The organism is Campylobacter sp. RM12651 (genome assembly GCF_022369475.1).
GTDB lineage: Bacteria > Campylobacterota > Campylobacteria > Campylobacterales > Campylobacteraceae > Campylobacter_E.
Map to the genome: position 1 here is coordinate 1,130,936 of NZ_CP059600.1, position 24,123 is coordinate 1,155,058.

The 24,123-nt window shown below is 27.7% G+C and carries 20 protein-coding genes and 1 pseudogene; 2 read left to right on the forward strand and 19 right to left on the reverse strand.

Translation table 11 applies throughout. The features are described from left to right. Positions 1–50 precede the first annotated feature (50 nt). From AVBRAN_RS05480 to AVBRAN_RS05495, 4 genes are all read right to left on the reverse strand, one after another. Positions 51–716, reverse strand: a complete 666-nt coding sequence (locus AVBRAN_RS05480) for a hypothetical protein (RefSeq protein ID WP_239802678.1) — start codon at positions 714–716, stop codon at positions 51–53. Between the two features lie 232 nt (positions 717–948). Continuing rightward, on the reverse strand, positions 949–2,244 hold the full coding sequence (gene creD / locus AVBRAN_RS05485) for a cell envelope integrity protein CreD (protein WP_239802679.1): 1,296 nt from the start codon (positions 2,242–2,244) through the stop codon (positions 949–951). 162 nt (positions 2,245–2,406) lie between these two features. After that, complete coding sequence (locus AVBRAN_RS05490; RefSeq protein WP_239802680.1) at positions 2,407–3,870, reverse strand: type I restriction-modification system subunit M; 1,464 nt, start codon at positions 3,868–3,870, stop codon at positions 2,407–2,409. Between the two features lie 537 nt (positions 3,871–4,407). Then, the gene (locus tag AVBRAN_RS05495) at positions 4,408–4,560 is read right to left on the reverse strand and encodes a hypothetical protein (protein ID WP_239802681.1); all 153 of its coding nucleotides are present in this window, start codon (positions 4,558–4,560) and stop codon (positions 4,408–4,410) included. 726 nt (positions 4,561–5,286) lie between these two features. On the opposite strand from AVBRAN_RS05495, the gene AVBRAN_RS05500 reads away from it, so the two are divergent. Beyond that, the gene (locus tag AVBRAN_RS05500) at positions 5,287–5,790 is read left to right on the forward strand and encodes a hypothetical protein (protein WP_239802682.1); all 504 of its coding nucleotides are present in this window, start codon (positions 5,287–5,289) and stop codon (positions 5,788–5,790) included. Between the two features lie 125 nt (positions 5,791–5,915). On the opposite strand, the gene AVBRAN_RS11050 is transcribed toward AVBRAN_RS05500, so the two are convergent. From AVBRAN_RS11050 to edd, 15 genes and pseudogenes are all read right to left on the reverse strand, one after another. Further along, the gene (locus AVBRAN_RS11050; protein WP_275591980.1) at positions 5,916–6,047 is read right to left on the reverse strand and encodes a hypothetical protein; all 132 of its coding nucleotides are present in this window, start codon (positions 6,045–6,047) and stop codon (positions 5,916–5,918) included. Positions 6,048–6,130: 83 nt separating this feature from the next. Then, positions 6,131–7,462: an McrC family protein gene (locus tag AVBRAN_RS05505; RefSeq protein ID WP_239802683.1), complete on the reverse strand. Its 1,332-nt coding sequence runs from the start codon at positions 7,460–7,462 to the stop codon at positions 6,131–6,133. Further along, positions 7,459–9,636 (reverse strand): AAA family ATPase, encoded by a 2,178-nt coding sequence (locus AVBRAN_RS05510; RefSeq protein ID WP_239802684.1) that lies wholly within the window; start codon positions 9,634–9,636, stop codon positions 7,459–7,461. The genes AVBRAN_RS05505 and AVBRAN_RS05510 overlap by 4 nt, the downstream gene beginning before the upstream one ends. A gap of 86 nt (positions 9,637–9,722) precedes the next feature. Then, entirely contained in the window at positions 9,723–10,601 is an 879-nt protein-coding gene (locus AVBRAN_RS05515; RefSeq protein ID WP_239802685.1) for a hypothetical protein, read from the reverse strand. After that, positions 10,598–11,638, reverse strand: coding sequence for a hypothetical protein (locus AVBRAN_RS05520; protein ID WP_239802686.1), 1,041 nt, complete (start codon positions 11,636–11,638; stop codon positions 10,598–10,600). Before AVBRAN_RS05520 ends, AVBRAN_RS05515 begins: the two co-directional genes overlap by 4 nt. Next, positions 11,635–12,261 carry a hypothetical protein gene (locus AVBRAN_RS05525; protein ID WP_239802687.1) on the reverse strand — a complete coding sequence of 209 codons (627 nt, stop codon included), beginning with the start codon at positions 12,259–12,261 and terminating at the stop codon, positions 11,635–11,637. Before AVBRAN_RS05525 ends, AVBRAN_RS05520 begins: the two co-directional genes overlap by 4 nt. A 45-nt stretch (positions 12,262–12,306) precedes the next feature. Then, on the reverse strand, positions 12,307–12,717 hold the full coding sequence (mscL, locus tag AVBRAN_RS05530) for a large-conductance mechanosensitive channel protein MscL (protein ID WP_214150124.1): 411 nt from the start codon (positions 12,715–12,717) through the stop codon (positions 12,307–12,309). 46 nt (positions 12,718–12,763) lie between these two features. Further along, a complete protein-coding gene (gene hypF / locus AVBRAN_RS05535) occupies positions 12,764–14,884 on the reverse strand; it encodes a carbamoyltransferase HypF (RefSeq protein WP_239802688.1) in 2,121 nt (706 codons plus the stop codon). Continuing rightward, positions 14,868–16,010, reverse strand: a complete 1,143-nt coding sequence (locus AVBRAN_RS05540; protein WP_239802689.1) for a hypothetical protein — start codon at positions 16,008–16,010, stop codon at positions 14,868–14,870. Before AVBRAN_RS05540 ends, hypF begins: the two co-directional genes overlap by 17 nt. Beyond that, positions 16,000–16,572 carry a HyaD/HybD family hydrogenase maturation endopeptidase gene (locus AVBRAN_RS05545; RefSeq protein ID WP_239802690.1) on the reverse strand — a complete coding sequence of 191 codons (573 nt, stop codon included), beginning with the start codon at positions 16,570–16,572 and terminating at the stop codon, positions 16,000–16,002. The genes AVBRAN_RS05540 and AVBRAN_RS05545 overlap by 11 nt, the downstream gene beginning before the upstream one ends. Then, on the reverse strand, positions 16,569–17,216 hold the full coding sequence (gene cybH, locus AVBRAN_RS05550; protein ID WP_239802691.1) for a Ni/Fe-hydrogenase, b-type cytochrome subunit: 648 nt from the start codon (positions 17,214–17,216) through the stop codon (positions 16,569–16,571). Before cybH ends, AVBRAN_RS05545 begins: the two co-directional genes overlap by 4 nt. A 1-nt stretch (position 17,217) precedes the next feature. Next, the gene (locus AVBRAN_RS05555; RefSeq protein ID WP_214120223.1) at positions 17,218–18,924 is read right to left on the reverse strand and encodes a nickel-dependent hydrogenase large subunit; all 1,707 of its coding nucleotides are present in this window, start codon (positions 18,922–18,924) and stop codon (positions 17,218–17,220) included. 3 nt (positions 18,925–18,927) lie between these two features. Then, positions 18,928–20,048: pseudogene (locus AVBRAN_RS05560) on the reverse strand (hydrogenase small subunit). A gap of 247 nt (positions 20,049–20,295) precedes the next feature. After that, a complete protein-coding gene (locus tag AVBRAN_RS05565; protein WP_239802693.1) occupies positions 20,296–20,922 on the reverse strand; it encodes a bifunctional 4-hydroxy-2-oxoglutarate aldolase/2-dehydro-3-deoxy-phosphogluconate aldolase in 627 nt (208 codons plus the stop codon). Positions 20,923–20,932: 10 nt separating this feature from the next. Further along, positions 20,933–22,729: a phosphogluconate dehydratase gene (gene edd / locus AVBRAN_RS05570; RefSeq protein WP_239802694.1), complete on the reverse strand. Its 1,797-nt coding sequence runs from the start codon at positions 22,727–22,729 to the stop codon at positions 20,933–20,935. A 112-nt stretch (positions 22,730–22,841) separates the two neighbouring features. Here edd and AVBRAN_RS05575 point away from each other — a divergent pair, with 112 nt between their 5' ends. After that, complete coding sequence (locus AVBRAN_RS05575; protein ID WP_214120225.1) at positions 22,842–24,122, forward strand: glucose-6-phosphate dehydrogenase; 1,281 nt, start codon at positions 22,842–22,844, stop codon at positions 24,120–24,122. Position 24,123 lies beyond the last annotated feature (1 nt).

The following is a 24,123-nucleotide window of genomic DNA, read 5'->3' on the forward strand; positions in this document are numbered from 1 at the left end:
GCTAATATTTAACTAGAATTTAAAATATTATTTTCCAATAAAACTATAATTTAAAACCTAGAAACTATAATCTCAATTATCTTATCATCTTCTAATTCAAGCCTAATGCTAACACTTTTGCCCAAAAGTATTTTAGTAAAATAAAAATATTCATTTTTCATTTTAAATTCTAACTGGCTTAAAGTCTTTTGTATCTCATTATAGCTTTTGCCTTTTATATCATTATTTATATCATCTAATACACTTTTATCAAGTACAAGGCAAACTCTTTCAAGGTTACTACACTTTAGGTCTGATTTTAAAATCCTTGTTATAAGCTCATTGGGTTGTTTTAAAAAATCATCATAATACCACCAAGCACAAAGCATAGCCAAAGTTAAAGCTAAGTATTTTTTAAAATAAACATTATAGTTTTTTCTAGCAGTATATAAATATACAAAGCCAAATATCGCAAATGGCACGAGATTTTTAAGAGTATCAATGCTCTTATAAACGCTTTTATCATAAAAACAAAAATTATAAATAATCTTAGCAAGGCAAACACACGATATAAAAAGCGAAATATGTCTTAAAAGTAAATAAAACTTATCTTGCAAGATTATCTTACTATCTAAATCATCTTGAGATAGCAAAAGATAAATCCTAGAAAAAAGAAAAGCAAATATAAAGCAAGAAATATAACTAAAATCTCCTATATAAAATGGTATAAAAAACAAAAATCAAGCTAGATAAAAAAGCGTATTTTTAAAAATCACATTAGCTTTTGCTAAAAAACCTTTTAAAGCCACTTTGTTATCCTTAAAAGTAAAAATATTTAAATTTAAAAATCACTAAAAATAAAATTGAAATTCCTAATTTAAATACCTTTTAAAATATCTTGAAAATACATTAAATTTTAACGGAATTTAAAATCGGAATTTCAATATTTTTTATCCTTTAATATCCTAATTATTCAGCCTTTTTATCCAAAAAATTATCAATATTTTTTGTAATATACATAAGAACATATAAAACTATCATTATAAGAATTGTTCCAGTAATTAGTGCGAATTGCTCCATTTGAAGCACAGAAAACAATACTGCATAAACACCGCCTAAAAATAGCAGCATTCCAAAACCAAATTTTTTGCTATTTGTAAGAGCTTTTATATAAAGTGCGTTTGGTATTACGACCATTAATGTAGCGATAATATAGGCAAGTTCAAAACTAAAATATTCTGACATTGAAAGCAAAACCAAATAAAACAAAGTTAGCGAAAATCCAACAACTCCGTATTGGATATAATGAGTTGGTTTTTTGCCTAAAATTTCAAAAACATAAACCACAAATAAGCTAAGCATTATAAATAATATGCCGTATTTAGCAGCTCTTATTACTTGTCTGTAATGAGTAATGCCTTCGTATAGATTAATACCGATTAGATTATCATTTAGATAATGATTTGAATTATTTATAGCTTTTTGATAATTCATAGTAAATGGCATAATTTCATATTTTGCATTAAAGCCGTTATTATCAAGATTTTTGCTAACAGGCAATGTCCCATAAAAACTCGGTTTGCTTTCTTTTGAATTAATATCTAAGGTATTCTTTTGCGCTAAAGGAAGTATCTCTATACCTTTTGAGCCCCTTAATGTGAAAGAAATTTCAAAAGGTGTATTATTTTTCAACATATTTTTATTAATTAGTGATGAAATTCCATATCTTAAATGAGAATTTTTACTATTTGTCCCTGCATTTGGTTTTAAATCAATGCTATTTAGTTTAAAAGTTGAGATATTTACTAATGATTTTGCATCTAATAAACCTAAAGATAAATAAATTTCATCAAAGTCTTGCGGTAATTTTTCATCTAAATCAGCAAAATTACCACCAATGTTAATATTTGCGTTATAAACACTAGCTTTATATATTCCTTTTTGTCTAACCTCATCTAAAATATCAATTTTTACATCAATTTGGCTTGGGATTATGATTTTTTCGTAAGGGACTTTTTGCGTAATCGTATTGCCTTCTTCATCTTTTATTTTTTGTTCTTTAGTGCCATTTATTACTAGAAAAATCCCGTGTATTGTTTGCTTTTGACCCCATTCATTACCTAGAGTATCAACCATATTTTCATAAGTATCATTTCTCTCATTTATTATTCCGTTTATAAAAAACAATGGTATTTGAAGTAATATTGCAAGTAAAAATATAAAACCTACTTTTTTAGTTATTGAATTAGATGGTATTTTGATCATTTTATTTCCTTTTAATTTTTAAAATATTTATCATATACAAAATAAGCTTAAATTACAAACACCAAACGCAATTCCTATTTTAAATTCCACTGCAGATAATTGAAATTTATATTTATTAAAATCACTAAACGATTTTTCGTTTATTATATTTTTCCACAAAGCTTAAATACCTAGCTTTTTTAAAAGTTCGCTTGATTTTGCTAGGTTTTTGCTAAGTGAGTTTAGAATTTCATCTACGCTTCTTAGCTCTTTTTCTTCTTTTATGTTTGGATTTTTTGCACTTAAATCATAGTTTTTAAGAGCAAGTTCGCTTTTGCTTACTAGCCATGAGTTTTCAGTGATTTTACGCTCCTTAACACAAGTTAGAAAATCTTTAAAATGCTCATACTCTAAAGGCTTATTTTTAGTGAGTTTATAAGGTGGCACTAGCTCATAATAATACACCTCATCACTATAATTTAAAAACCTTTTGCCAAGCGAGAAAAACAGCACATTAGTCTTCACTGCACTATAAGGCAAAAACACCCCACTAGGAAGGCTTAAAACGCACTCTAAATTATACTCATTTACCAAATCTTGCTTTACACTCGTAAAGGCGTTTGAGTTTTGAAACAGTACTCCTTCAGGCACTACCATAGCACATTTGCCGTTTATCTTAAGGCTTTTTAGGATATGTTGCAAAAATAGTAGCTCAGTGGCGTTTGATTTTACTAAAAAGTTGTTTTGGATTTGCTCTTTTTCTTTGCCACCAAATGGTGGATTTGCTAGGATTATTTCATATCTATCATCTTCGCTTATATCGGTGATTTTTTTATTTAGGGTGTTTGTTTTGATGATATTTGGAGATTTTATGCCGTGTAAAATCATATTCATAACACCCATTGCATAGCTTAGTGGGGTCTTTTCTTTGCCGTGCAAGGCATCATTTTGCATAAAATCTATCTCATCATTGCTAAGGCTTGTTTTATCCCTCATCACATGCAAAAAACTCTCACACAAAAACCCACAACTACCACAGGCAGGATCATACACACGCTCATTTGCCTTTGGGTCTATCACTTCAACGATAGCTTTTATAAGTGGTCTTGGGGTATAAAATTCCCCACTATTCCCCCCCCCATCGCTCCCCATATCTTTTAGCAGTTTTTCATACACTAGGCTTAGTGCAAACACATCATCATCTTTACTAAAGTTACATTCATCAATGATATTTATGATATCTCTTAGCGTGTGTCCGCTACTTATTCTGTTGTCAATATTTTCAAAAATACCACCGATTTTATACTCAATGCTTTTAAAATCATCGTTATTTTTAAAACTTTTTAGATAGACAAAAAGCTCATTATTTACAAAATTAGTCAAATCATCACCACTTAAAGCGTTTTTAATATCTAGTGTGCCATCTTCTTTTTTAGGTGCTGCCCAACTACTCCACGCAAATTTGCTATCAAGTATACTTACATATTCTTTATCATCATAAAACGCCTTATCTTCAAGCTCTTTTTCATAATCATCTAAGAATTTTAAAAATAGTATCCAGCTAATTTGCTCCGTATAATGCATAGCCCCACTAATACCATCATCACGCCTTAAAATGTCTGTTATTTGGTCTATTTTATTTTGCATTTTTGTCCTTTACCCATCATACTTTTAAATATTTATCATCAAGTAAAAATCAAGTAGATTTATAGTAAAAGTCTATCATTATCGTAAAATTAAGTAGATTAACTTTAATAAAAGTTATCTTTTATGTTTATTAAAGATTGTTTTTCTTGAGCCTTTTTTTCTTCGCTTGACATACTGAAAGCTGATTAAATATATATCCTTTCATCTGATTTGTTTATTACAAAATCAACTTCTAAAGATTTATTAATGTTTTTCCCATATTACATTTATACACTTCTATCACACCCACATATACCATATATCCACGAGATTTAAACTCTTTGTAGATTATATTTTCTTAATATGTGTTTTAATTTTATTTGTCTATACTTTAACATAACGTTTCTTAAGCCTATATCTTCATAATAGTATTTAAGTGGAGTGCCTATATATTTTCGCCCTTTTACATCATAACGATTTGCACTACTTATCAAAAAACAATCTTGTAAAAAATCTATATAATTTTTAATAGTTACATTGCTTATCTTTATGCCTTTACTAGCAAATGTTTTTTTCTATGGTGCTAGGGTTTGCAAGTGCTCCTATATTTGAAGCCAAAATATCTAACAAGCTTTCTAGTTCATAAGTTTTGCTGATATTGTTTCTTTCAATTAAATCTTTTAAATAAACTTCCTTAAAAAGATTTTGCAAATAAGCACTTTTTTGCTCTTATGTAGGCAGAGTCGCCACAAATGGCATTCCGCCCCATACTATTATTCATTCCAAGCTGTATTTATATCATCTTTTGTTTGCATAAATTCTTTAAAGCTAAGTGGGTATAAATATAGCTCATCTCCTCTACCACAAAACTCCGTTATAACATCGCTTGATAAAAACTTAGAATACCGCCCGTTACATACACATCAACATTGTCAAAATATAAAAGCGTGTTTAAAACCTCTTCAAAGTTTTTTAAAAACTAAACTTCATCAAGCATAATATAATGCATTTTTTCATCTTTTATAAGTGATTTTATATGATTTAATAAATTAGCAGGTTCTCTTAAATACTTATAATCAAACTTATCAAGTTAAATAATGATTATATACCCAATTACAAATTAAGAAAACTTAACAAACAACATAAAAACGAAAATACGATTAAATACATATTCTAAGTTATATTAGAACTTTTACAAACTTGTAGTGTTATTTAAAAATGAGTTTATTTAGATAAATATCTGTTTTTATTTGTACTTTTCTAACTTACATTTATTAAAAATCGATGTAAGTTAGAAAAATTTTTATCATAAAATTGTCTTTTAATCATAAAGAATAAAATTCTATTTCCGAAGTTGATTTAAATAGAAAAACTCAATAAACACCATTAACTTATTATATATATAATTATAAGAATATAACTAAAATAGGAGGAATTATGTATAAGATAATTGATGGAAAACAATATAATAAACATAGTGGTATTAAGGATATTAAAATTCCAGATTGTTTTGTATATCCTAACAATAAAAATGGCTGTGGTCATGGGGAAGCAAAATTATATATAAGTGTTAATTCTTGCGAAGACATAGAGGCCTTCTTTGAAATAGAAAAAGGTATTGGTACAGTGAATTGTATAATTGAAAAAGCTGATTTATTAAACTATTTAAATGTCAATAAAAATAACTATGATAGTGGAATATACGATATTAGAAAAAAAGAAATAGAAAATATTAAAGATGAAAATTTATTTTTTACGTTATTCTTACCTAAATTGGACGGTAGTAGAGATTATATAAACTCAAAAGATGAAAATTATCATCTTATTAGAAAAGTAGCTTTAAAAAATATAGGTTCTATATCAATAGAAAAGCTTATATATATTAATAATCATCTAAACATAAGATTAGTGTATTTTCAATTAAAGGTATTAACTAAGTGATAATGTATTACGAATTTAAATTTACTATACAATACCTTTAAAGGTTTGAAATTTAGATTTTTGAATATAAGGTACTCTTGCTATTATAGTAATTGTACCCTTCTAATAAATCTAAATCATAAAATCTATTGCATAATCACTAAGTTTAGTATCCTACCATCAGTGAAATAATACTCTTTCCTAATGTTTTCCTTAAGCCACCCAGCGTTTTCTAGCTTTATATCAATATATTTTGCTCTAGTTTCGTTTTCTAACATTTAAATCCGCCAATAATTTATGAAATTTATTAGAAATATATATAAAATTATTAAAAATTACAAATATTAAAATAATTTTTATATTAATAATCTTTTAATAAATGTAATAAATTACTTATAAAAATTTGTTCTTTGCTTTTTAATTCTAATATTGGACTTTCATCTTCTTTGATACTATTTAAGTTAATCCCTAAAATAGCCATTTTGCTATCTTTACCAGTTACTTGCTCCATAGCCATATCATCAGTGTTTGGAGATAAAAATATCCCCAAAGGTGCGTTAAATCTATAAATATAAGCACTCATTTGATACAAGTCTTCTCTACTTATAGCACCATCCACACAAGATATTTGACCAAAACAAGAATAATTTTTATATTTTGCATCTAGCACAGCTACGAGCTTACTATCTTTATAGATAAAAAAATCAGGTCTAAGCTCTCTTTTATTATCATTAAAAAGATAATTTTTACTAGCAAAATTACCATTAACAACCTTAAAACCTTGCAAATTTTTACTCATTAGCTTATATAAATACCCTTCCCAAACTTCGCTTAAATCCAAAAAATATCCAAAACCATTTGAATTATTAAAACTTGATTTTGAGCCTTGATTTTTGATGATTAGCTCACTTAAAGATACTACCTTTTGATAAGCTTTATTTAGCGGGGTATAGTGTATGCTTTTTAACTCATCTAATCTCACATCATCACTTACTCCAAAATCTCTTAGCATTTGAATGTGTGATGAAACGCTGTTTAGCATACCACTAAAACCTAGCTTTAAAAGATGATCGTATGCTTTTAAAATAGCTCTATTTATAGGGGTATTATAAGTTTGCTTTGAGTAAGAACAATAAAATCTATTAGCATTTACAAGGTTGTGTTTTATGTGGTTTGCTACATCTAGGCTACCTTTAAAATACTTTTGATTTTTCTTTATTCTTTCGTAGTTTTTAGGGATATTTGATTTGTTTAAGGCGTATTCAAGCGAGCCAACCCAAAGCATACATAAAAGCCAGTGATTATGTTCAGAACTTGCCGAACCTGTAACGCTTTTAGGTAAATAAAGCCCTAAAGCGTATGAGTAAAGATAATTCCTAATAGTATTTCCAAAGCGTGGAGAAATAGTAATATTTACAGTGCCTTTTGAGTAAAAGCCTACATAATAAGAAGTTTTTAAAATGATATTATTTTCATCAATATAATCACAATCAATTATATCAACATCATCTTTTTTATAAGCATTCGCACTAATGCTTATAAAATCTAGCTTATTGTCTTTTAGCTCTTTTATAGTTTTTTGAATTAGCCCTACATTTGTCTTGACTGCAAACTTACATTCACGCTCACCACAATCAAATAAGGCTATATTTTTAATTTCTTTTGCATTTTCTTTGATTGTTAAATCATTCATTCTTCATCTAACTTTTTTGTAAAATATTCTTTTATTTTGCCAATTCTTTCTTTGATGTTATTATCATCATAACTTAATCCTAGATATTCCATCAAAAGTGGCTCAATATGATAAATCCAAAGCTTTTCTAAGTGGCTTCGGTTGATATTTTTTTCATCATCTTTTATAAAGCTTTTTATTTTCATAAAATACGCATGACCGATTTTGTAATAATCTTGAGTATTTTCTAGCTTTATAGCTTCTAACTCTTTCTTTTTCTTATCTTCATAATCGCTTAAATCTTCATCACCTGATAAAAAATAATTTAGTTCTATACATCTTTGAACATAGCTATCTATATTATTAAAATTATCTTTTTCATCATTTGATTGTTTATATTCTTTAAAAGCTTCATGTATTGCACCATAATCCACACCCACTTCATAAAAACCAAATCTTCTTCTAAGTGCTAAATCAAATGTAGCCAAGCTTTTATCTACATTATTCATAGTGCCTATGATATAGACATTGCTAGGTATACAAAACTCATCAAAATTAGCCACACTTACATTCTCATCACGATATTCAAGAGCATAAAGTAACTCCCCAAATACTTCGCTAAGATTAGCCCTATTTATCTCATCTATTATAAAAATAAAATCCTTTTCTTTATTTTCTTTTGCACAATCGCAAAACTTCTTAAATATCCCATCATTTAGCTTATAAGATAAACTACCATCATTTTTTACATTTGGAGCTATACCACCTATAAAATCTTGATAAGAATAATTTGGATGAAACTGCACTATATCCCATATTATATTTGTATCTTTACTGAAATTTTTATATTTTTCTTCATCTTTTTTATTTTGATTTTTATCTACAAGTAGTTTGCTAAATTTACAATCATCTAGCTCATTTTTCTCATCAGCTTTAGCTTTTTCTACTAAGCTTTCTGCTTGTGATTTGGTTTGCCATTCTTTTATAATCTCTTTAGCTGAATAAGTCTTACCTGTCCCTGGCACTCCATAAAGTATGATTTGCTTATGAGTTTTAAGTAAATCTGAGATATTTTTCATATCAGTTTCGCCTATACATAAAAGAGATATAACTTTTGATAGTTTTTGTAAATGATCTTCTGTTATTTTTACATCTTTTCCAAAAATTTTTTTATAAATTTTATTACTTACGCTTTGCCAAATTTTCGGGAAACTATCAAAATGACAATCTGTAATAATTTCAGCATATTTTTCTAAATCAAATTTTTTAAAATCATCTTCTGTTTCTTTTTTATTATCTTTGCCTTTTAATTTGCATTTTAATATTTTGAAGTTTTCATCTTTTGGTAACTCTTTAAAAATCTCTTGCATAAAATCAGATTTTAAAAAGTTCCTAAAAGCATCTAAGCTTATAGGATGGATTACATTATCAGCATTCGCCCACATCCACATGAACTTATACGGAAAGCGATAGTTTAAAATCTCTTGTTGTTTGTTATAATCGTTTTTTATGTTATCAGGGTTGTCAAAATCGTTAGTGTTTATATTGGTTACCCTACCTGGATAGCATAACGCTATATTTGTTCTACCTATGTTAGCACCATCATATTTCTCTTTACAATTTTTTATAAAATCAACAAATTCTATAAACAAAGTATTATCAGAAAAATGAGAATTGATCCAAGCACAAGTCCCTTGAGAGTATGTAGAACCTTCAAAATCATATTCTTTTTGTTTATTACTTAAAATTCTATATTCATTTATAACTTTTGGTGTAACATTTGGGTTTTCAGTAAAATCAAAACCACCCATAATGCTAAGTAAATGAGTGATAAAATTGTATTGTTTTATATAATTTTTATCGTTTTTTATACTTTGCAGTAAAAACTTTTGTAGTTCTTTATTCTGCTCTTTAATACCATGAAACCTAGTATCATTAATAAAAATTCTAGCCAAGTCTCTATTATCATTATCATCATCTATAAGCTTTTTAACATTATTATTTGAATTACTATAAAGTTTTTTTACCTTATCAATAATTGCTGGTTTGTCAAAATTATTGTTTTTATCAGTAATAATTTCAAAAACTTCCTTTACACTATCAAATCTTTTATTAATAGCTTTCTTGCTATTTTCTAGTTTCTTATAATCATCATCATTTAAATAAAATTTTAAAGTATTTTCATCTATATACATTTTTTCTCCTTAATTATTTTATAATTACAAAAATACTAGCATTTCATAAATCTTGTAATTTCTATTTTAAATTCTTAATCAAAATATCAAAATTTAATCCCAATTGTTTTTACCTTACCATCAAATTTATAATCATCTGGGTTTAGTGCTTCAACCCTTTTAAACTCTTCACAGGCTATATCAAGTCCTTTTTCACAAGCTATTTCATAATATCTTTTAAGTGTTTTGATATTACCTTCAAAATCAAATTGTAAAAATTGCTCTACAAATTTAGCTTTTTGCATACAAACATTAACATTAATTTCACAAGCTTTTAAACTATATTCATCATATTTTCCATTATTTTTACTAGCGTTTAATTCAGCGTATCTTAAACAAGCTTTTTCATTTTTGTTTTCACATAGTTTTAATAAAATTTCTTGATTTTTTGTGCCTTCATTAAAAGCTTTTTCACAATTATTATTTTGTAAGCATTCAGTTTCTGCTAACGCTAAATTATTGTTTTTTAATTTTATATATTCAAGCTCAACACAAGCATTATAATTTCCCGCATTGCACGATTTTTCAACATATTTAACATTATCTACCATTTTATGCTCAACCAATAAATCGCAAGCTTTTATATAATCTATTTCGCAAGCCATAGATAAACTTTCTTCTATTATAGTATTAGAAAGATGTCTTTGAGCATATATAAAATCAATGCAAACTTTTGGAAAATCCATATATAACTTATCTCTTAATTCCTTAGCTTGATATTGATGAGCAACTCTTGTAATATCATAAAAATATTCAGCACAAGTTTTTTTATAATTAAACTCTTCAACATTTTGACAAAAATCAATAGGTGAAGGACTACTTTTTATCACTTTATAACAAGCATTTAAATCATTATTTTTACATTCATAATCATCATCTACATAACAACAAAACAAGTATAAAAATAAAATTAAAATCTTTTTCATAATTCCTCCTTATAAATATCTTTTAGATAATTAATTGATAATTCTTTACATAAATCATTATTTTTTAAACATATATAATCTATAAAATATTTTGCTCTTTTATAATTTTTCATTTTATATTCAATCATAACAGCATCTTTACAAAACATAATATTGCTATTTAAACACAAATTCTCATATATTTTAGAATAATTATTGTAAAAATCCTTGTTTAAATTAGTAGTATTTTCTATATATTTTTTACAAGAATTTAGTTTTGTTATATCGCATTCATCTTTATAAATATTAAGCATATTATCTTGATTAAAATCATAACTATAACAACTTCCACCATACTTACAAGCTAATTTCATATAATACTTTAAAGCTTTATAATCCTTTTTATCCTTAAATTCTTTAGCTAAAATTTCACAAGCTTTAGCATATTTATTATCACACGCTTTTTTATAATCTTTTATTAGCATACAAGCTTCATTTATATTATTACCACAAGCTCTTCTTAAATATTTAGCCTTTTTAATTTCATCTTTATTAACTGCTAATTCATAACAAGTGCTAGGGTTTTTCTCACACATCAAATCATCATTAGTTTTATATTTATAATTTATAAAAACATAGCAAAACCTACTATCTTCATTACATTTATTTTCAAGCAATTTATAAAAATATTCTTGATTTTTAGAATTCTCATTTATTAAAGCATAAACTATATCAAAACAAGAATTATTATCATAACAACCCAGCTCTAATGCTCTAAAATAAATATTTTTATCAGTAATTAAAGAATTTAAATAAAGTTGTTTTAAATAATCACAATATTTATAATTTTTATCATTACAATGTTTTAAATATATTTCATTTATTTTGTATTTTTCTTTATTATCTAAACTTAAATAAATCTCATTTATTGCTTTACATTTATCCTTAAATTTATCTATAAAATCATAATCTTTTACATATTTTTTAACCAAAATATCACAAAACTCATTAGCATTTATATTAATAAAAAATATCATAATAATTATAAAAATTCTCATTTATTATCCTTTAAAAACATACAAGCCTTACTCTCACCTAATTCACAAGATTTTTTATATAAAATATCACTAAAAATATTTATATTATTTAGTTCTAATGCAAGAGTAAAACAAGCTTTAGAATTATCTTCTTTACATAATTTATAAAGCCTTTCATAATTTTTATCAGAAACTACAAAATAATCAATTTTATTATGTTTTATGCTTTCTTTTCTAAGAAAATCACAAGTATATTTTTTATTTTTTCTGCAATATTTAGCTAGTCTATCAAAATCAATAGAATCTGTATCAAACGAAGCTAAACAATCAAAATCATTACCATACTCGCAAGATAATTTATTATAAAACCTATTTTTATTTATATCTAAAATATAAATATCAGCTAATTTATTGCAAGCATTTGCATATCCTAAATCACACGATTTTATAAATAATTTTTCATTATTAAAATATTCTAAACCTAGCTTATAACAAGCTAAAGCATAGTTTAAGTCGCAATAATATTTATAAATTTTAATAGCTTGATTTTTATCGTTAATATTAGAAGATTGTGTTAATTTATCAATATTTTCTATAGAACTTATAAAAAATAAAAATATAATTAATTTTTTAATAATTAGCATAAAATCTCCCTTTAAATTAGGAGATTATAGCTAATACTAATAAAATTAGTTTTTATTTTTTAATAAATCTCTGATTTCTGTTAGCAGCACTATATCTTCGCTTGGAGCTGGAGCAGGAGCTGGTTTTTCTTCTTCTTTTTCTGCTTTTTTAAGCTTATTGATTAGCTTTACAACAACGAAAATTGAAAACGCAATGATTAAAAAATCAACTATATTTTGAATAAATAAACCATAATTAACGGTTACATTTTCAGCTTCTTTAGCACCTTCTTTAATAACCAATTTTAAATCACTAAAATCAACTCCGCCTGTTAAAACTCCAACAATAGGCATAATAATATCAGCCACAAGTGAGCTTACAATCTTACCAAAAGCAGTTCCTATAACCACACCCACAGCTAAATCTACAACATTTCCACGCATTGCAAATGTTTTAAATTCTTGTAATATTTTCATATTCTCTCCTTGAAAAAAAGGCGAGATTTTAACAATAAATAATAAATTAATCCTTAAATTCCATATTGTTTAAGAAATAGTTTAACTGCCCTAAAGCTATGCAACCATCGTTTATCGCTTCGTTTTTTGGAGTATAGAATTTGTATTCTTTATCATTTAGCAAAAGATTTAAAATGCTTTTATTACAAAACACCCCGCCACTTAAAATCGCCCTTTTATTAGGACTTAAAAACTTAACAATATAAACAATGGTATTAATGAATTTTGAACAAGCTAAAACCTTGCTTTCATTTAAGCAAGTTGCAAAAATATCCTTATAAATAATCTTATTATTTTTAAACTCAATTTTGTAAATATCTTTGATATTTTCATCATAAAAACTCTCAATAAGCATTCCTGAATGTGCTTCAAATTCGTTTTTTTTGACCCCTAAAACTAAAAATGCAAAAGCATCAATAATTCTACCTAATGAGCTAGTATTTATAGTGCAATTTTGCAATGCTATATCATAATTTAGATTAGTTTCACACGGAATTTCGTATTTTTTTAAAATACTATAAGCTAATAGTTCATTATTTTTTACATTAACTAGTTTAAACTCATCAAAACAAAAAGCTGTATTTATAGTGTTTTTAGTAATATCTAGCACTTCGCCACCACTTATATGATGATTATTTTTATATCCTGTGCCATCAAAACAAAAGGCTCTAATATTTCTTAGTCCAATACTCATCGCATGGGCTGCGTGATGGTAGATTTTTATAATCTTTGTCTTTTTGCTAATTCCTATTTCAAATTCTTTTGTGATTTTTTCGCTATGAATGAAATGTGGGTGTAAATCACACAAAACATAATCAAATTTAATCTTATAATTTTTCACAAAAAATCTTAGAGTTTTTACAAAATGATTATAAACACTAATATCCTTTAAATCCCCAATATAAGGCGAATTAATACAAAGCCCGTTTATGTATATTAAAAACTCGTTTTTTTCTTCCATTCCAAGAGCTAGGATATTTATATTTTTTTTAATTTTATGCTCGTAATAAAAAGGTCTAAAGCCCCTAGCACTTCTTAAATGATGGTATTTATTGGCTACAACTTGCCCTACACTATCATCAATTTTATTAATTATTTTTCTATTATGATTTATTATTAAATCAGGTTTTAAAATCTTAAAATCGCTTTTTTTAGAATAAATCATCTCGCCACTTCTGTTTGCACTTGTAGCTACTATTGCAAAATCAAGCTCTTTAAATAATATATGAAATATTGGAGCGCTTGGCAAAAATACTCCGATATTTTTAAAATCAAAATGTATATTAAAAGCACTCTGATTAAGGCTTTTTAGTAGCAATATAGGTCGCTCTTTGCTCTTTAAAATACGTTCTTCAAACTTAGTAAAACTAGCATATTTTTTCGCCATTTTTATATCTTTAACCATTATTGCAAGTGGTTTTAAAGCTCTATTTTTTAGCATTCTTAATTTATTTACCGCATTAAAATCATTAGCATTGCATAATAAATTAAACCCACCAACGCCTTTTAAAGCTACTATTTTTCCAGCTTTTAGATATTTAACAGCCTTTGCCAAATCAAAATTAAGCTTAGCCCCGCAATCATTACAAGCAATAGGCTCTGCGTAAAATCTCCTATCATTAAGATTATTATATTCACTATCGCAATTTTTACACATTTTAAAAACACTCATAGAAGTGTTTGTTCTATCGTAAGGGATTTTAGAAATTACACTAAATCTAGTGCCGCAATTAGTGCAATTTATAAAGGCGTGATTAAATCTTCTTTTTAATTTAGGATTATTAAGCTCTTTTATACAATCCTTACAAGGGGCGAAATCAGGCAAAATCACTGCAAGATTATGCTTATCTTTGCTTGGTTTTTTAATAACAAAATCATTATAAGTTTCATTTGTTTTAATTATTTTTACTTTTTCTATACTTGCTAATGGACGATTTTTTTTAAGAATTTGTTTTAAGTCTTTTATAAAAACTTTTGCTATTTTTTCATCACAATCAAGTGCTAAGCTAACTCCTAAAGTATCATTTAAGATATAGCCATTTAGCTTTTTTGCTTTGGCTAATTTGCAAACTTCAGGGCGAAATCCAACTCCTTGCACCCTGCCACTAAGTTTAATTAAAACACTCACAATTAGCCCATTTACTGAACTTAAATTGCTTGTTTAAAAACGCATTGTAATTTAAAAAACTCTGATAATTCATAAGCATTGAGCAAATCTCACGCTCGTTTTCATTAAGTTTTCCTATCATTAAAACAAGTGCTTCAAAAACACCAACTTCTATTAAAGCTGCATTTGCTAATCTAAAGCTCATAATTGATGAGATAAACTTAGCTACATTTAAGCCATCTTCATTAATCTCACAATCAATTCTAACTCCCTTTGTATAAGTATTTGGCACTACTTTTAAAATATCAGAATCTAGCAAAATATCTGCTAATTTTATTAATGAAAATATATTTTTATTTTCTAAACTAAACTCATTTAAAATGAACTTTTCTTGATAATTTTTTAATAATTTTTCGCCTTGTTCTAAACTAAGTAATAATTTTATTAATTCATCTTTATTTTTAGGGACATTAAAGCTTAATTTATCAATATTAAAAGCAGTTGATAATTGATTTGAATACGGATTATTAATTACACAAAATGTATCAGCAAAAGGAGCTATTAATAATAAATCTTTAGGCTTTTTTACAAAATAAAGCTCATCTGTATTTTTTAACTCGTTAAAAAGCTTTTTGCTATTAGCAAATGATACATATAAAAAATCTCCTAAATTATGTGCTTTTTTATAAAGTGGTTTTAAAGCTAATTTTACAAATGGTTTTTCATAAGCATTAAGTAAAATTTGAGTATTTTTATCACAAATAAAAACCTTTTGTAATAATTCATAATTAGCAATTATTACAAAATCACTTTTTGTTGTTTTAATATAATCTAACTCATTTAAACCTAAATCATCAAAAACTTCATCACATAAGTTTAAAGGCAATCTTGGAATTTCAATTTCAAATTCTTTTGTTTTTTGTGTATTTTCTAGCTCTATTTTAAAATCTTCTAAAAATAAAAAATAAGGTATTTTTTTAAAATATTCATTAAAGGCTAAAACCTTATCTTCATTATCATCTATAACTAAAGAAAACTCATCATCTTCATAATAAAGCTTATAATTTACATTATTTATCTTGGCAATTTTTAGTAAAAATAATCCGAAATCTTTTAATTTTATTTTGAAATCATATCTAATTAACACTGCTTAAATTCCTATAATTTTCTATCGCTTGTTCTATACTAAAATCATTTTTAAATTCTAACAAAAATCCATCTTTACTAAGCTCTTCTAAAAGACATTTTTGCATTAAAGCAAAAGATTTTTTAACCTCATCGCTTAAAGATATTTTCATAGGTTCAAGTCTTTTAGGCACAATACCTAATATTTTGCAAGCTGGCAAATCACCTACTAAACTCATAAAATTAAGCATCATTTGCATTTCAAGTTCGTGAGCACTTCCTTGATAATTTATATTACTTGGCACTTTGTCATAGTCAAAAAACACAACATCGCCCACTTCTAAATCATCAGCATTTATACAATCAATCACATAAACCTTATCAAAATCAGCAATTATATGAGCTAAATTCATAGCCATCGTCCCACCATCTAAGAATACCAATTGATGCAAATCTTGATTTTTAAATTCTTCTTTAATATAAATATTAGGAGCTAGGTTTTTCCTAAAATACTCAAGAAAAATAACTCCAGCTCCTTCATCTCCTATTAAAATATTTCCAATTCCTAGGACTAAAACTCTCATTTGTATTTATATCCACTAAAAATAGCGTCCATTGCACCATCTTTACCTTTAATTGCATTAAACACTGCCATATAAATATGAACACCAACAAAAATCATAGTAACCCAAGTTAAAATATGATGAATTATCCTAATATTTGCAAGTCCGCCAAATATTGCTTCAAATGGTTTAACAAAAGGAGTTATTGCACCAGCAAAACCCTCGTGATAAACATTAATATATAACACAAAACCTGTGATTATTAATAATGCTAAAACAATATAAAAGAAAAAATAACTCACAAATTGAAGTGGATTATATACACCTTTTAAATACGGGTGTTTTCCTAAAAATAAATAAAACTTAATTTGCTCTATCCATACTCTTAAACTAAAGCAATCTTTAATACTAACTCTTTCTTTTTTACTAAGCTTATCAAATATAAAAAGATAAAGTTTAAAAATAAAACAAGCTAATAAAACAAACCCAGCTACATTATGCACGAAACGAAATTTAGCCTGCATAAATAGATTTGGCTCGGTTGATTTATCAGGTGCAATAAACACACTAGCAATATAAAAGCCACTTATACAAAGGGCTAAAATAGCAAATGCTCTTAGCCAATGAGTTGCTCTAAGCCCTATTGAAAACTCATAATGTTTCATATCAAACTCCTACTTTATATTCGCCTAACTTATTACCTTTTTTATCTAATACATGCACAGCACAAGCAATGCAAGGGTCATACGAATGGATTTTTCTAATAATTTCAAGTGGCTTGGTTAAATCTTCAATCTTTAGACCAATTAAACAAGCTTCATAAGTTCCCATTTTACCATTTGCATCTTTAGGACTTGCATTCCAAGTAGATGGAACTACTGCTTGATAATTTTGCACTATGCCATCTTTAATTCTAATCCAATGACTTAGCATTCCCCTAGGAGCATTACCTATAAAGCGACCTTTGTATTCTTTAGAATTATCTATTTTATATGGAGCGCAAGTGCTTTGATCTACTTTTAGATTTTCAACTAAACTATCAAGAGCTTTAAGTGCGTGTTCGCTTATTATTTTTGCTTCAATCATTCTTGCTGCAGTTCTTCCTAAAGTGCTAAGTAAGTCTTTAAGCTCAATATTTAATTCAGCTAATAAAGCGTCAACTTCTTTTGTAACGATTGGATTTTTAGCTAAATAATTTACAACTATAGTAGCAAGTGGTCCTACTTGAACAGGTAAATTATCATATCTTGGAGCTTTAATCCAGCTATATTTTCCATTCATATCAAATACTTTAGAATCTTCTAATTCGCCTTTAGCGTTTAGAGTTTTTTCATCTTTTAGACCTGTATAATTTGGCTCTTGTTCGCCATCATAAGGGTGTAATGCTTTATCGTTTTTATACCAAGACCTTGTTGCTTCTTCTGTGATTTTGCTCTCATCAATAGCACCTAATACAGGATTGCTTAGCATATTAGTTACAATTCCACCTTTAAATAAATAATCATCTCCTAAATAAAACTCATCAGCACACATGAAATTATCAACGCCAACATCATTCATTACACTTGGCTCATTTTTATAAACAGCTGCAGCCATCTTAATATCAGCTAAATAAGCACGATGAATAAAATCGCTAATTTCTAAGAATTTAGTTTTATACTCGCCAATTCTAGCAGGGTCAAGTATATCCATAACGCAAGTTACACCACCTACGGTTAAGCTTTGTGGGTGTGGTTGTTTTGCACCAAAAATAGCCATTAATTGTGCTGCTGTTCTTTGCACTTTTAAACATTCTAAATAATGGCTTAACGCTACTAAGTTTTGCTCTGGGCTAAAGCGATAAGTTTTATGTCCCCAATAAGCATTCGCAAATATTCCTAATTCTCCTTTATCTACGAATGTTTTTAATTTTTCTTGAACTGCTTTAAGTTCTCCTACACCACAAACTAAAGGCTTATCACACCATTTTAAAGCTTCAGCTTCAGCTTTTGCTGGGTCAGCACTTAAAGCACTCACTACATCAACAAAATCAAGCCCGTGTAATTGATAAAAATGCACACAATGATCGTGCATATATAAAGCTGCATTCATTAATGTTCTTGTAAGTTTTGCATTTTTTGGTGGAACTATACCTAAAGCATTTTCAGCCGCTTCAATACCTGCTCTATAATGCGAATAAGTGCAAACTCCACAAATTCTTTGAGTCATAAAGCCAACATCTCTAGGGTCTCTTCCTTTTACAATAGTTTCAATTCCACGCCATAATGTTGAACCCGCATAAGCATCAGTTACTACATTTGCATCATCAACTATTACTTCTACTCTTAAATGTCCTTCAATTCTTGTAATTGGATCTACTACTATTTTTTGCATTTTTTATTCCTTGTCTTTTTTAATTGCTGAAATTGTTGCGTGAGCAGCTATTGCTACTCCTGTTAGAGTTAAAACACCAATGCCTATTTTATCACTCATAGCATCAGCACCCATTCCGCTAAATACACTTTGAAATAAATGTGATTTTAAAGGTTCTTCGTAAGTTCTCATACTATCCCAAAAATCAGGCTCAGAGCAACCTATACACCCATGTCCTGCACCAATAGGCCAATTTATGTGCTGATTAAATCTTTGCTTAGCACAATTATTAAATGTATATGGACCTTTACATCCTACTTTATAAAGACAATAGCCTTTCTTTGCACCTTCATCGCCAAAACTTTCTACGAACTCACCCGCATCAAAATGTCCCCTACGCTCACAATAATCGTGAATTCTATGCTCGTATGCCCATTTTGGACGATTAAAATTATCAAGTGGCATTGTTCCGAATAATAATATTTGTAAGATTGAACCTACGATATTTTTTTCACTAGGCGGACAACCTGGGACATTAATTACGCTTTTATTTGTGATTTTACTAATTGGCACAGCATTTGTTGGATTTGGTGCTGCTGCTTGAATACCACCAAAGCTTGAGCAAGTGCCAATTGCTAAAATAGCAGCTGCATTAGCACAGGCATTTTTTGCTATTTCTTCGCCTGTATGCCCTTTAGCACCTAAAGTTAGATAAAAACTAGAGCTTCCTGTAGGAACTGCACCTTCTACTAATAATACATATTTTCCTGCGTGTTTTTTAATAGCGTTTTCTAAATTCTCATCAGCTTGATGACCACTTGCTGCCATAACAGTTTCGTGATATTCAATATTTAAATAATCAAATATCAAACTATCAATAGTAGGTGCATCGCTTCTTAATAAACTCTCACTACAGCCTGTGCATTCTGCCATATGAAGCCAAATTACTGGGGTGTTGCTAGCATTATTTTCAACAGCATTTGCAATACTTGGTGCAAAAGTAGCTCCAAGTCCTAGCATAGTAGCCATTCCACTAGACCATTTCAAAAAATCTCTTCTACTAAAGCCGTGTTCGCCTAGTATTTGCATTAAATCTTTTTTATTATTAGGATTTATTTGCATAATCTCTCCTTAAAAAAATTTATTAATGATAGTATTTTTTTAAAATCTAAAAGTTACAAAAAAGACAAAATAAATCTTAAAATTATTTAATTTTGATAATTGAATTTCTTATAAAATTCTTACATTTAAACTTAAAAATATTATTTTATTAAAGTTTTTGTTTGATTGGTTTATGCTGATTTAAATTCTAATCTTACTAATGTTTTTAAGTAAAGAATTTAATTTTTATAGGCTTAGTTTTCGCACTAAGCCTACTTATAAATAAAAACCTTATAAAGTATTTTTTAACTCTAAAGTTTTTCTTGCAATATTCGTGATTTCATCCCAATTTTTAGCCTTTATTAGCTCTTTTGGTGCAAGCCAAGAACCACCAACGCAAAGCACATTTGGTTGGCTTAAATATTCTTTAGCATTATTTTCGCTAATACCACCCGTAGGACAAAATCTAACATCACTAAATGGCCCATAAATAGCCTTTAACATAGGCACTCCACCAACAACACTAGCAGGAAATAATTTAAAGGTATCAAGCCCATATTCAAGCCCAAGCATTAGCTCTGCTGGACTTGCAATACCTGCTATTAAAGGGATTTTATAATCAATCTCTTTTAATAATTTTTCAGTAATACCTGGACTTATTGCAAACTTTGCACCAGCACTAACAACATCTTTATATTGCTTAGCATTAATTACTGTTCCTGCTCCAACGATTGCTTCAGGAACTTCTTTACTAATTAACTCAATTGCTTTTAGCCCTGCAGGAGTTCTAAGAGTAATTTCAAGCACTCTTACTCCACCTGAAACTAAAGCCTTAGCTAAAGGTAAGGCATCATTTATATCATCAATTGCTATCACAGGAATTACTGGATTTATTTTTAAAATTTCTCTTGCGTTCATTATTTTTTCCTTAAAAACTTACTCCGCCTTCTTCGGCGCTTAAACAACTATTTCTTAAAGCTTTAAAAAGCTCTCTACCACTACCTAACTCATTTGCACTTAAATCAATATGCTTAATTTCTCTAGTTAAGAAATCATCTTCTAATACATTTAAAGTGCCATTGATTGCGTCAAATTCTATCAAATCCCCATCTTTAATCTTAGAAATATTTCCATTTAATAAGGCTTCAGGACTTGTATGAATTGCTGCAGGAACTTTTCCACTAGCCCCGCTCATTCTACCATCAGTAATTAATGCAACTTTATATCCTTTAGACATTAATACCCCTAAAGGCGGAATTAATTTATGAAGTTCAGGCATTCCATTTGCTCTTGGGCCTTGATATTTTACAACTGCTATGAAGTCTTTATTTAATTCGCCTTTTTCGTAAGCTTTCATTAACTCAAGTTGGTCGTTAAATACGATAGCTCTTTGTTTAATATATAAATTATCATCGCTTACAGCACTTACTTTAATTACCGAACGACCAATATTTCCACTTAAAACTTTTAGCCCACCTGTAGTGCTAAATGGCTTATCATAAGTCGTGATTATTTCAACATTTCTGCTATTTTCAAGGCATTTTTCATAAGTAATTTCATCATCTTTTAAGATAGGGTCTTTCGTATAATTACTAAGCCCAAATCCTGCTATAGTATTTACATCATCATGTAATGCACCATTATTTAATAATTCATTAATTACAAACGACAATCCACCCGCTTCATAAAAATCATTTATATCAGCCTTACCATTAGGATAAACCTTAGCTAAAAGTGGAGTAATATTTGAAATATCATTAAAATCGTCCCAATTAATAATAATTCCCGCAGCCTTTGCAATTGCAATTAAGTGTAAAGTATGATTGGTTGAGCCACCTGTTGCCATAAGCCCTACTATTGCATTTACTATACTTTTTTCATCTATCATTTTGCCTATTGGTAAAATACTTTTATCTTTTACACCTTTTGCAAAATGTCTAGCACTAAAATCAATTATTTTTTCTCTTAGCTTTGTATTTGGATTAATAAAAGCAGAATTTGGCATATGAAGACCTAATAATTCAATCATAACTTGATTTGAATTAGCAGTTCCATAAAAGGTGCAAGTGCCTGAACTATGATACATTTTCATTTCAGTATTTAATAAATCTTGCTTAGAAATAAGTCCTTGAGCATATTTTTCTCTAGCAATACTTTTATCAGAATTACTAAGTCCTGTTGGCATAGGACCACTTGGAATAAACATAGCAGGTAATTGCCCAAATCTTAACGCTCCCATTAAAAGCCCAGGAACTATCTTATCACACACTCCAAGATAAAACGCCCCATCAAAAATATTATGAGATAATCCAATCGCTGTGCTCATAGCTATTACATCACGAGAATAAAGGCTAAGTTGCATACCATCATAGCCTTGAGTAATACCATCACACATTGAAGGAGTGCAGCTTGCAACTTGAACACTTACACCTTCTTTTATACAAGATTGCTTTAATTTTAAAGGATAATCCTTGTAAGGTTCGTGAGCTGATAAAACATCGTTATAGCTTGAAATAATAGCTAAATGAGTGCTATTTGAATTATTTAATTTTTCTCTTACGCTTTCAGGAATTGCTGCATAAGCGTGAGCTAAATTAGCACAACCTAGCTTTGAGCGATTGATTTTTTCATTAGCATTATCTATTAAATTAAGATAATCTTTTCTAGTTTTTTCACTTCTTTTTATAATCTTTTCAGTGATTTCTAATAATTTTTTATTTGTCATAAATAAGCTTCTTTCATTTAAAATATTTGATTTATTATAAATAAATAAATGTTATTAATGTTAAATCCTTTTTAGTAAGATTTAAAAAATTATTTTTACTTAGGGATTATTTATGAAAACTAATTTTGATTTTTTATTATTCGGAGCTACTGGAGATTTAGCTCTTAGAAAACTTTTTCCTTCACTTTATGAAGCCTTTTTAAATGACTTGCTTCACGAAGATTTTAAAATACTTGCTACAGGTAGAAGCAAGCTTAGCTTAGAAGAATTTAAGCAAAAATTAAACGATAAATCAAAAATCCATTTAAAAGATACTACAAAATGGAACGATTTTTTAGAAAAAATATCTTATGAGAGCGTAGATATTAATAATCTTGAAGATTTTAAAAAACTTAAAAACAATTTAAGAGATGGCAAAGATACTATTATATATTTTTCAATTTCGCCTGAATTTTTCATCACTTGCTGTAAGAATTTAAGCGAATTAAATATGAATAAAGACAATGTTAGAATAGTTCTTGAAAAACCTTTAGGAATGAGTTTAAATGAATGCAGAGCAATCAATGAAAGCGTAGCAAAATATTATAAAGAAGAACAAATTTATAGAATTGATCATTATCTTGGTAAAAGTATGGTTAAAGAATTATTTGAGTTTAGAAAACAAAATCCACATTTTAATGCACTACTTAATAAAGACTATGTAAAAAGCATTAATTTATATGTTTTAGAGCGTTTAGGTGTTGAAAGTCGTGGAGAGTTTTATGATAGTTGCGGTGCTTTAAGAGATATGTTACAAAATCATATGTTACAAATGTTAGCTTTATTTATGATTGATATTAATTCAACTAATATTAGAAAAGCTAAGCTTGAGTTTTTTAACTCACTTGAAAAAATTGATTTTAAAAATGTAATTAAAGCTCAATATGAAGCTAATGAAGATAGCTTAAGTTATTTAGACGAATTAAATGTGGCTAAAGATAGTAGGACAGAAACTTTCGTATCAATTAAAACTAGTTCAAATCAAGAAAATTACAAAGGCGTTTTAATAAAACTTGCAACAGGCAAAAGAATGGCTGAAAATAAAGTATATTTTGATATTGACTTTAAAAATGGTGGAAAAATGTATATAGAAATCCAACCAAAACCTAAAATCAAATTCCTGTTAAAAATAGCCGAAGAATTTAAAGAATTTGAAATAGGAATTTGTGATATTGAAAAAATGCCACCTTATGAAAGATTACTTTTAAATGTAATTAATAAAGATTTAAGTTCATTTAATGAAAAAGATGAGCTAGAGAGTGCTTGGAAATGGGTGCAAGATGTAATTGATAATGATGATTTTACAATGCATAAATACAAAGCCTACACAAATGAAATTATTTTTAAGGACTAAG